We start from the raw sequence: 10553 nt of genomic DNA on the forward strand, positions 1-10553 counted from the left end.
TTGGGTTTCGCTGTCGCTCAACCCAACCTACATTTCCTTAACCGAGCAGTATTGACTCGCTACTCAGTACTCAGTACTCTTCTGCCTCCTCCCAAAAATTTTCTGTTGGAAACACGCAAGGCAATTTAGAATTTAAATTCCGGCAATTACCAGGAGAACGAAAGTCGTTATGTTATCTAAAAGAATTTTACCTTGCTTGGATGTCAAGGCGGGACGGGTTGTGAAAGGAGTTAACTTTGTAAATTTGAAGGATGCCGGTGATCCGGTAGAACTGGCCAAGGTTTATAACGAAGCCGGTGCTGATGAGTTAGTGTTTCTGGATATTACAGCGACTCATGAAGACCGGGACACGATTATTGATGTGGTTTACCGGACTGCTGAACAGGTCTTTATTCCATTGACTGTGGGGGGTGGGATTCAAACCTTAGAAAATGTTAAAGGTTTGTTACGAGCCGGCGCTGACAAGGTTAGTATTAATTCTGCGGCTGTCCGTGACCCCAACTTAATTAATCGCGCCAGCGATCGCTTTGGTAATCAATGTATAGTTGTGGCAATTGATGCCAGAAAAAGGGTTGACCCCAATAATCCAGGCTGGGATGTGTATGTCAGAGGGGGAAGAGAAAACACTGGCAAGGATGCCTTATTGTGGGCGCAGGAAGTGGAACAACGAGGGGCAGGTGAGTTATTAGTGACAAGTATGGATGCAGATGGTACTCAAGCCGGTTATGACCTAGAGTTAACACGAGCGATCGCTCAATCTGTAGAAATTCCTGTCATTGCTTCTGGCGGTGCAGGTAATTGTGAACATATTCACGAAGCCCTCACCACAGGCAAAGCAGAAGCGGCATTATTAGCCTCTTTGTTACATTACGGCCAGTTAAGCGTAGCCCAAATTAAAAATTATTTGCAAGAGCGATCTGTTCCAGTCCGAATCCCCTATTAGTACCACATGGAAACTAGCCACATCTCTTTCAAATTCGACACAGTTACCCAAAACAATGTTAAGATTATATTTACTAGTATGAATAAATATTAAGAACTATGTTGATTCCTATTTTACTTTTTGATGTGGCGCTAGTAGCCTGGTCGCTGCACCTGATGGAAAAAGCCTACGAGAGCAAAGAATTTTCTCTCATGTTGGCTGGTACATTGGTTGCCCTAGCTGCTGCCGCTATGTTAGTAGTCTATTTCTTGATGGGTCATTGTATGACTTATCTGTTGCAAGTTTCTTAGACGAGTACTCACATCTAAAATAAAGTAAAGACATAGTTCATATTCAATATTCAATATTTAACAATTAATTTCTTGACAAAATACCAATAATTAAGGCACTATAGTAAATGCGTTTCACGGGGTTATAGCTCAGTTGGTAGAGCGCTTGAATGGCATTCAAGAGGTCAGGGGTTCGATTCCCCTTAGCTCCATTCACTAATCTGTAAATTGAAAAAATCCCCTCCACAGAAAACAACGAGGAGGGGGATAAAATTATACTAAAAACGGGTTAAAAGTGTCATTCTGTAGCTTGCTTCCCGTAGGGTACGAAGTGAAGAATCTCCGAGATACTAGAGCCTACGGCACGCTACGCGAACGCTGCACTACGTTACGTATGGCTACGCCACGCTACGCGAACAGTATGACATAAGTCCAAATTTCACCCGTTTGCAGTATAGTCTAGTTTTTACTTGCAGCCTAAAGATTCACGAGTATCTACACCAGTTTGAGAATTGACACCGCTGGCATTTGCACAGAGTTTTTTCACCTGTGTCATATCTAAAATTGCATTGGTAAAATCTGCACCAGTGACATCAACATCATCAAAAGTTGTGCGTAACATCATGGCATCTGTCAACACCGCATCACTGAAATCAGTATTTTTGAACCTTGCCAGATAGGCAATACCCTGCCTAAAATCTACACCATGTAGATTCACACCCTCCAATAAAGCACCGTTAAATACACCACCGCGTAAGTCAGCATTGCTAAAATTAGTATTCTCTAATTTCACGCTAGTAAACTCAGTCCCAGCTAAGTTTTGACCAGAATAGTCCTTTCCACTGGCTCCTTTATTATCAATGTTACCAATAGAACTATTAACACTAGAAGAACTCGCAGCTTCTGCTGGTAAGGGAGACACCAACAGCACCACAGCTAAAACAAAACTAGCTAATATTTGCCAATACTTCATAATTTCTGCTTAATAAATCTCAACACTTCCACTATTAATTATTAAACCGCACTACGGAGTGTTGAGTAATTATCTTCTAAATTATAAGTCATCTCGTAGGATAGATATTGAGGTGCGATGCCTACGGCAAGCGTACCTGGTATGGCACGCCTAACTAACTACCTGTGACTAATCAAGAAAATATTACCTCCCAATCTCTAGCGCGAACCCCTTTATATCAAACGGGTGTAGAACTCAAAGCCCGCTTTACCGGTTTTGGTGGCTGGGAAATGCCCGTACAATATAGCGGTATCAGCAGCGAACATGAAGCGGTCAGAAACAAAGCCGGGATGTTTGATATTTCCCATATGGGTAAATTTACCCTCCAAGGTAAAACCCTCATTGACCAACTTCAGAACTTAGTTCCCTCAGATTTGAGTCGCTTACAACCCGGTCAAGCCCAATACACCGTATTGTTAAATGCTCAAGCCGGAATTATTGACGACATCATTATTTATTACTTAGGCAAAGACACCACAGATACTCAAAATGTAGTAATTATCGTTAATGCCTCAAGCACCGATAAAGATAAAGCATGGATATTGGCACATTTAGACCCTGATACAGTCCACTTTCAAGACCTGTCACGGGATAAAGTATTAATTGCCGTGCAAGGTCCAAAAGCTACCAGCCATCTCCAGTCCTTAGTATCAGCAGATTTAACACCAGTCAAAGCCTTTGGGCATTTAGAAACAACTATCCTTGGTGAACCTGCCTTCCTTGCCCGTACAGGCTACACTGGGGAAGATGGCTTTGAAGTCATGGTAAATCCAGAAGTAGGTGTAAAATTGTGGCATCGTCTCCATCATCTTGGTGTCATCCCTTGCGGACTTGGTGCCAGAGATACTCTACGTCTGGAAGCAGCAATGGCGCTTTATGGTCAAGACATCGACGATAATACAACACCCTTAGAAGCCGGTTTAAGTTGGTTGGTTCATTTAGATACTAAAGGCGATTTTATTGGGCGTAGTGTTTTAGAACAACAAAAAACTGAAGGAGTGCAGCGTAAACTCGTAGGTTTACAAACCCAAGGCAGGAATATTGCTCGTCATGGCTACCCAGTGTTATCCTCAAGTCAAGTTGTTGGAGAAGTAACTAGTGGAACTCTTTCACCAACACTCGGTTATCCCATAGCCTTAGCTTACGTTCCTACCCAATTAGCAACCGTCAAACAGCAGCTAGAAGTGGAAATTCGGGGTAAAGCGTACCCCGCAGTAGTTATCAAACGTCCCTTTTATCGCTCAAAAAATCGTGTGCCTAATTGATAACCTTTGAAGGTTTTAAGGAATAATGTTTTTTGGGTTACTGTTGTAACACTAATTTTTGAACGTGGAAGAGGAAGTTTTATGTCTTTTGAATATCCGCAAGATTTGCGATATCTAGATTCTCATGAGTATGTACGCCTAGATGGAGAAATAGCTACTATTGGTATTAGCGAGTTTGCAGTAGATCAATTGGGTGATATTGTATTTTTAGAACTACCAGAAATTGGTGATGCTATTAGTCTGGGAGACACATTTGGTACAATAGAATCAGTGAAAGCAGTTGAAGAACTCAATGCACCAATCACAGGTACAGTAGTAGAACGCAATGAAATTTTGATTGAATTTCCCGAACAAGTAGCAGATGACCCCTATGGTGAAGGTTGGTTTATCAAAATGCGTATCAATGACCCCAGTGAACTTGATGAAGCCATGATAGCCGATGAATATCGTGCTTTGGTAGAAGGTGAGTAAATAGTTTAAACTTTACAGATTGTCAATGTAGAGATGTTTCATGAAGCGTCTCTACTCACATCTTGCATCTGAAAATTCATCAAATATTTAGAGAAATCCACAAAAAAGATGTACTCCGTAGGATACGCTATCCAATTTCACCAAATCAAAGCGACTTTTCTTCCCCCTGCTCCCTGCCCCCTGCCCCCTGCTGTCACAACGACGGGATATTTTTTGAGTTGGAAGTCTCTTAGGGAATAGGGAATGGGTAAGATTTTCTATGCAATCCCCAATCCCCCAATCACCTATGCCTCATTTGATGGCTGATTGATTTGGTAGATGTAGTAAGTTGCCATGGGGATGACAGTGGCAGCAATTAATAATCCGACTACCCAAGCTGTAGCATTACCTTGATCAGTATCTTCGGCTTTTGTAAATGTACCTTCTACCTGTATATTTTCTACTACTTTTGGAGGGCCAGGATCTGGTTGACCAGAGATGACAGCAACCAAGCGATCGCTCACGTCAACAAATGCTTGGTTATATTTATTACCATTTCGTAATGGTACACCCAAGGTTTCCTCAGCCACACTATTAGCTATAGAGTCAGTCAGAGTAGACTTGACTTGATCCCCACTAATAATCGCCGCGTTATTAGTAACAGTATCAATCACTAATAAAGATTGATTTGTTTGCGCTTCAGGAGTGGGAAACCATTTTTCAAATAGTCCTTTAGCAAAACTTGCTGATGTTTCCCCATAGTCAAGACGGTGAACAGTGACTATTCTGACTTCATTACCAGTTTCTTTTGCCAATTCTTTGAAAGCACTGCTGATTTGACCTTCATTAAAACGGCTAATAACGTCACCTTGATCGACAATCCAGGTATCTGGTGTCAGGTTGGGTATTTGATACACACCTGTAGCCAAAGCTGGTACAGCAAACAGAGAACTAGCCATCATCATCACCATTAAGGGTAAAATGAGGCGAATAAAGTATTTTTGCATACTAAATAATGGCTTGAATAGCTGTTTCATTGGATGAATCCTCAGACAGTATTGCAATCAAAATACTACAGAACCTATACCAAAAGCATCTTATCTGTGGATAATTAATTCTAGGCTGCTTGAGTCTACAGACAAAAACATCTGCGTGTATCCGCGTTTATCTGCGTTTGAAAATATAATAATGACCATAATCTTAACTAACGACGACGGCATCGACGCACCTGGTATCCAAGCCTTACTCAAAGCTGTAAAAGGCAAAAACGTAATTATTGCTGCACCGCAAACACATCAGTCAGGCTGTGGGCATCAAGTTACAACTACTCATCCCATTAACCTACAACGTCGTTCTGAAGTTGAATATGCTATTAACGGAACTCCCGCTGATTGTGTGAGAATTGCCATAACACAAATAGATAAAAATGTCAAATATGTCCTCTCAGGTATTAATGCTGGAGGAAATTTGGGAGTTGATGCTTATATATCTGGTACTGTCGCTGCTGTCAGAGAAGCAGCAATGCACGGTATTCCTGGAATTGCTATTTCCCAATATCGCAAAGCCAAGCTTAATTATAATTGGGAATTAGCTGCTCAATGGACATCAGCAATTGTGGCAGATTTACTCCCACGTCCTTTAGAACCTGGTAGTTTCTGGAATGTAAATTTGCCCCATCTTTTACCAGAAAGTCCAGATCCTGAGATGGTATTTTGTCAACCTTGTACCAAACCTTTACCTGTTAATTACCGGATAGAAGGTGATAATTTTTATTATGTTGGGGAATATGGTAAACGCGATCGCACTTTAGGTAGTGATGTGGATGTATGTTTTTCTGGAAATATTGCGATTACTCAGTTAAAAGTTTGAATTAAAAGTTTATGTTTCTTCATCTACACTTTGTAACAAAGACACAATTTTGTTTACAGTTTGTGTCAATTGACTAATTTCTTGTAGTGAATCTTTCTGAGATTCAGCCAAACTTTGAACAGCATCACACAGAGCAAAAATTTGATAACCTTGTTGCTGCACCTGTTTTCCTTGAGCTTCCACTTGCAAACTCAGTGCATCTACTCTTTGAGCTAGACTATCAATTGTCTCAGTAGTAGATAGTACTGCTTCTCCGATTTGCTCAACAATGGATTCTAATCTACTTATTTTAGCTTCGACTGCTGTTGAAATCATTTCCTGTCCACCCCAATTTTGAGAAATCATCATAGTAATATGGTTAATATTCATCAAATAATTTCATAATCAGCACTAAATTGTGTTAATCGAGATTTGAAAATCAAATAGAAATAGTATTTATAGCTATGCTATTTGATTTGTGAATCCATGAATGATTAAGGATTACTAAAATCCTGGAATTTGTGGTTGTTTGGTAAAAATACTGGCGTTTTTTTCAGCAGTAGTTGGGATGTTGAAAAATAATACTAAGCGGGTAATTGTTTAAACATTTTTTTACAGACAATTACCAACCTATTTAAAAGTGCTGAGTCCTGAGTGCTGAGTGTTGTATGACTTTACCCTTTCCATCTCCCATAAAGTTGACTGTAAATGGTGGCATAGCTGCACTTAGAGTGAGCGATCGCAGGAAGTTTAATCCTTGCAATTAATTCTACTGTTTTACTCAGCACTCTCCACTCAGCACTGGGAACTATTTTGGCGATGATCGAAGTTGCAAAAACTACCCTAGAAGTATTTTCTTAATCTTAGATTACTGCGTTGCCCAAAAATACGATCCCAATTGCACAAAAAGTTAACCCAATCCAGCGAATTGTTTTCGGGAACATCTGGTTAATTGCAGCCTTGCTGATAATTGTGCCAACTTTTCTAGCACTCATCACAATTACGGTTTGAGTTAAAGTAACACCAGCAATATAAACTACTAGAGTTAGAGTTTCTGCACCGAGAATTGCTTGACTATCAACGTAACCTTGAGATAAACCTGCGATCGCACTAATTGCACTAATTATGATACAAGCTAACCTACTGTTTGGAGTAGGCAGAACTAAGATTACACCAAAGACAATAGTGCAAATAGCAAGTACTATTTCTGCACCTGGTACATTTAGTTGACACAGATGAATTAATTGTCCACAGAAAGCCGCTAGTAAAAAAGATCCAATTATCCAAATACCACCTGCAAACTTCGCAGAGAGTAAACCGATAGCTACTATACCAGCTAGACGATTTAAGCCAATCACTGGATCTGCTATCCCCCAAATCAACCCTTCCCAACAGTTAGAAATGGTATGCTGAACTGGCGCTCCACCGGATGAACTCAGTAGACTAATTAAGATTAAAGCAGCAATACCACCCAAAAGACGATACTCTCTAGAAATGGGGGGTTTCCCGGAATCAGAGGAAGTTGATAATGCAATTTTGAACATAATTATATCTCAAATTAGTCTTTTCGGTAATTTATATTACTCTAAACCTCTCATCCTCAAAAAAATTAATGTAGTCACATAGATTTACCAGAATGCTAGTTACATCTGCATAAGGTGGGCGATTGATTGGCTAAAATGACAGAACAGAGTCAATTGAAATGCTAGAACTCAGTACCATCCTGTAACACTGACTACTTCCCCAAACATTTATTTTCCCTGAATTAAATTTTATGTCTTCCTCCAATCCCAAATCTGACAAACGCTTTGTCTACCAAGAATTTGGTAACGGTAGCTCGCCCGCACTAGAACGCGCTGTAGAACGCGGAATCCAAGATTTACCCCCAAACCAGCAAAATGTGAGAATACAAGCCACTCGCGCTGGACGCAAAGGTAAAACTGTGACAGTAATTACTGGTTTCCAAACCAAACCAGAAACCTTAGCAGCTTTGCTGAAACAGTTAAAAGCCCAATGTGGTACAGGTGGTACTGTCAAAGAGAACGAAATTGAGATTCAGGGCGATCATAAGCAGAAGATTTTGGAGATTTTAATTAAGCTTGGTTACAAAGCCAAAATCAGCGGTGGTTAATGAGTGCGGTTTACCGTATCATCTCAGGAATTGTATTTACAGAACATGATGTTAACTCTAGAGATGTCAAAGATTAATAGGAGGCTGAAATGGATTTAGTACGGATTTTATGCGCGATTTTTCTGCCACCTTTAGGAGTATTTTTGCAAGTAGGTTTCGGTGCAGACTTTTGGATTAACATTGTCTTGACTTTGTTTGGCTATTTCCCTGGTATTATCCACGCAGTTTGGATTATTGCAAAGAAATAATTATTGCAGAGGGGTAGGTTAGATTTGCCTATCTCTCTATTTTTTTCACTAACTTAAAAAATCTCACCAAAAGCCAAAATATGAAAATAAAGTATCCCATTAATTTTCACAAAGGTTTAACTTTCTTTATCCTGTTGGGACTAATGGTTTTATATCATAATTTTACAATTGGAGCTTGGGTTTATCTTGCCCTTCATGGTACTTATGGTTTTCTTTGGTTAATAAAAGATACTATATTTCCAGATAAACAATGGGAGCAGGAAATTCCCACTTTCCAAGGAATAATTACCTTTCTTCTACTTGGCTTATACTGGGTAGCACCATTTATTCTCATTAGTAGCGGTACTGTTCCACTTTTACCATTAGTAGCTGCTGCTATTTCTTTGAATATTGTGGGTGTGTTTTTACATTTTACTAGTGATGCCCAAAAATATTATACACTCAAGTATAAAACTGGACTAATTACAGAAGGTTTCTTTGCCAGATGTCGTAACACTAATTACCTGGGAGAAGTATTGATTTATCTGGCATTTGCTATGTTAGCTCAACATTGGCTACCTTTCTTAATTCTTGGGTTATTTATAGCTATGGTATTTGTTCCCAACATGATCAAAAAAGATAAATCTCTGTCTCGATATCCTGAATTTGAAGAATACAAAGAACGTTCTGGGCTTTTGTTTCCTAAACTATTGATTTCTAGGAATATTCAGGAAAAAGAAACTACTACCTAACAGCAATGAGCTTGTCCACAACTAAATACACAACCATACAATTTACATTCACCAAAGAGAGTTTTATGAACTACAAATCAATCATATTAGCTACAATTTTAGGAATTTCCACACCTGCAATTATTGATATGGCTATTCCTAATCAAGCTATTGCTGTGCAAAGATTTGATTACCCAGCAGGTGAATTTAGAGATAAAGATTGGACAGTAAGTTTATCTTTTAGCAATAATGTTTATTACTATTACGGAGAGAACCGTAATAATAACTCTAATATCAATTTGTCTGGTGCTGTTGCTTCCGGAAATAAACAACGTCAAGTTTACACATGGAATAATAACGGCTTGAAATATCAAATTACCTGGCGACCAAATGATCCGAATTTTATTCGTGTTGAAGTGATTAGACCTAATGGTAGGGTAATTTTGAATCGGGTACTTAAAGCTGTTAGCAATTAAGGTTGTTTATTGGTAATTAGTTTAATACATCAGTCATCGCTTTTCAAACATCCTCTTAGAAATCACCTAAAGTTGCGTGTCACACCAAAAATCTATTGTCGGGTGCGTCAGACTATATAAATTTAGTAAATAAACAGATTTTTGATATCTGACGAACCTTACCAATATGCCAGTTACGTAAGTCTTGAATAATTCTAGTTAAACCATATAAACTTTGCTCAACGCGGGTACTTACAATTAGTTTTGTGTTTTATTTTCGGGCTGATAGCCTTTCCTTTTGCTTTAGTGTGGATTGTTATAATGTTTTTATGGCGCTGGTTACGCGGTTGGTTTAGGCGATGACATAAACTGTAAACATATCTGACAAGAAATTTAATGTAAATTCAAGACTGTTAAATCAAATGTATGACCACATCTGTAAATATCTCGCCGAAAACTTCCAAGATGATTTAGCCACATGGTTACTAGGTTCACCAGTCAAATTAACAAAACTTAGCCCAACAGAATTATCAAATGAACCAATTCATGCTGATGCGTTAATTTTATTACAATCAGATAACCTAATATTACATATTGAATTTCGGACCGATGCAGAGAAGAATATACCCTTTCGGATGTTAGATTATCGAGTTAGAGGTCATCGGCGTTTTCCTGATCAAGAGATGCGCCAAGTAGTGATTTATTTGAGAAAAACAGATTCTGAATTAGTCCATGAAAATAGTTTCAGATTAAACAAAACTTACCATGAGTTTGAAGTAATCCGTCTATGGGAACAACCGACAGAAAAATTTATGACTGCGCCCGGTTTATTACCATTTGCCGTGCTAAGTCAGACAGAAGATCCTACAATGGTATTGAGCCAGGTAGCACAAGCAGTCGAAAAAATTAACGATCAACAACAACAAAGGGATATAGCTGCTGCCAGCAGTATTTTAGCCGGGTTGGTGTTAAATAAAAGTGTAATCAAGAAAATTTTCAGGAGTGAGATGATGCGCGAATCAGTGATTTATCAAGAAATCCTCGAAGAAGGTGAAGCTAAAGGTAAAGCCAAAGGTAAGGCTGAAACAACAAGAAAATTGGCTATAAATTTATTACGAATCGGTATGAATTTAGCGCAAATTGCTGAAGTTACTGAATTATCTGTTAAACAAGTTCGAGATTTACAACAAGAAATTCAATCATTTTGAAGCTGAGTATTTGT

Annotated in this window: 14 protein-coding genes and 1 tRNA gene; 11 read left to right on the forward strand and 4 right to left on the reverse strand. The window is 38.9% G+C overall.

Features of this window, described 5'->3' with window-relative positions:
• Positions 1-169 precede the first annotated feature (169 nt).
• The 3 genes from hisF (at position 170) to VB713_RS27765 (ending at position 1424) form a co-directional block, all read left to right on the forward strand.
• Positions 170-943, forward strand: coding sequence for an imidazole glycerol phosphate synthase subunit HisF (hisF, locus tag VB713_RS27755; RefSeq protein ID WP_323314708.1), 774 nt, complete (start codon positions 170-172; stop codon positions 941-943).
• Positions 944-1041: 98 nt separating this feature from the next.
• Positions 1042-1233 carry a hypothetical protein gene (locus VB713_RS27760; protein ID WP_323314709.1) on the forward strand — a complete coding sequence of 64 codons (192 nt, stop codon included), beginning with the start codon at positions 1042-1044 and terminating at the stop codon, positions 1231-1233.
• A gap of 118 nt (positions 1234-1351) precedes the next feature.
• Positions 1352-1424 (forward strand) — tRNA-Ala (locus VB713_RS27765).
• Between the two features lie 254 nt (positions 1425-1678).
• On the opposite strand, the gene VB713_RS27770 is transcribed toward VB713_RS27765, so the two are convergent.
• On the reverse strand, positions 1679-2185 hold the full coding sequence (locus VB713_RS27770; RefSeq protein ID WP_323314710.1) for a pentapeptide repeat-containing protein: 507 nt from the start codon (positions 2183-2185) through the stop codon (positions 1679-1681).
• A gap of 164 nt (positions 2186-2349) precedes the next feature.
• Between VB713_RS27770 and gcvT the strand changes: the two genes are divergently transcribed.
• Positions 2350-3489 (forward strand): glycine cleavage system aminomethyltransferase GcvT, encoded by a 1140-nt coding sequence (gene gcvT / locus VB713_RS27775; protein WP_323314711.1) that lies wholly within the window; start codon positions 2350-2352, stop codon positions 3487-3489.
• A gap of 81 nt (positions 3490-3570) precedes the next feature.
• Positions 3571-3960 carry a glycine cleavage system protein GcvH gene (gcvH, locus tag VB713_RS27780; protein WP_323314712.1) on the forward strand — a complete coding sequence of 130 codons (390 nt, stop codon included), beginning with the start codon at positions 3571-3573 and terminating at the stop codon, positions 3958-3960.
• Between the two features lie 284 nt (positions 3961-4244).
• Here the strand turns inward: gcvH and psb32 are convergent, their stop codons facing one another.
• Positions 4245-4976 carry a photosystem II repair protein Psb32 gene (psb32, locus tag VB713_RS27785; RefSeq protein WP_323314713.1) on the reverse strand — a complete coding sequence of 244 codons (732 nt, stop codon included), beginning with the start codon at positions 4974-4976 and terminating at the stop codon, positions 4245-4247.
• Positions 4977-5127: 151 nt separating this feature from the next.
• Here psb32 and surE point away from each other — a divergent pair, with 151 nt between their 5' ends.
• Positions 5128-5808 (forward strand): 5'/3'-nucleotidase SurE, encoded by a 681-nt coding sequence (gene surE / locus VB713_RS27790; RefSeq protein WP_323314714.1) that lies wholly within the window; start codon positions 5128-5130, stop codon positions 5806-5808.
• A gap of 9 nt (positions 5809-5817) precedes the next feature.
• On the opposite strand, the gene VB713_RS27795 is transcribed toward surE, so the two are convergent.
• Together VB713_RS27795 and VB713_RS27800 are read right to left on the reverse strand one after the other, a co-directional pair.
• Complete coding sequence (locus VB713_RS27795) at positions 5818-6177, reverse strand: hypothetical protein (RefSeq protein WP_323314715.1); 360 nt, start codon at positions 6175-6177, stop codon at positions 5818-5820.
• Positions 6178-6650: 473 nt separating this feature from the next.
• Positions 6651-7331, reverse strand: a complete 681-nt coding sequence (locus VB713_RS27800; protein WP_323314716.1) for a HupE/UreJ family protein — start codon at positions 7329-7331, stop codon at positions 6651-6653.
• A gap of 230 nt (positions 7332-7561) precedes the next feature.
• Here VB713_RS27800 and VB713_RS27805 point away from each other — a divergent pair, with 230 nt between their 5' ends.
• The 5 genes from VB713_RS27805 (at position 7562) to VB713_RS27825 (ending at position 10539) form a co-directional block, all read left to right on the forward strand.
• Positions 7562-7918 (forward strand): translation initiation factor, encoded by a 357-nt coding sequence (locus tag VB713_RS27805; protein WP_323314717.1) that lies wholly within the window; start codon positions 7562-7564, stop codon positions 7916-7918.
• 89 nt (positions 7919-8007) lie between these two features.
• Positions 8008-8166 (forward strand): YqaE/Pmp3 family membrane protein, encoded by a 159-nt coding sequence (locus VB713_RS27810; RefSeq protein WP_323314718.1) that lies wholly within the window; start codon positions 8008-8010, stop codon positions 8164-8166.
• 80 nt (positions 8167-8246) lie between these two features.
• Positions 8247-8897: a methyltransferase family protein gene (locus tag VB713_RS27815; protein WP_323314719.1), complete on the forward strand. Its 651-nt coding sequence runs from the start codon at positions 8247-8249 to the stop codon at positions 8895-8897.
• Positions 8898-8962: 65 nt separating this feature from the next.
• Positions 8963-9352, forward strand: coding sequence for a hypothetical protein (locus tag VB713_RS27820; protein WP_323314720.1), 390 nt, complete (start codon positions 8963-8965; stop codon positions 9350-9352).
• A gap of 401 nt (positions 9353-9753) precedes the next feature.
• The gene (locus VB713_RS27825; RefSeq protein WP_323314721.1) at positions 9754-10539 is read left to right on the forward strand and encodes an Rpn family recombination-promoting nuclease/putative transposase; all 786 of its coding nucleotides are present in this window, start codon (positions 9754-9756) and stop codon (positions 10537-10539) included.
• Positions 10540-10553: the final 14 nt, after the last annotated feature.

It is taken from the genome of Anabaena cylindrica UHCC 0172 (assembly GCF_034931625.1).
Classification (GTDB): domain Bacteria; phylum Cyanobacteriota; class Cyanobacteriia; order Cyanobacteriales; family Nostocaceae; genus Anabaena; species Anabaena cylindrica_A.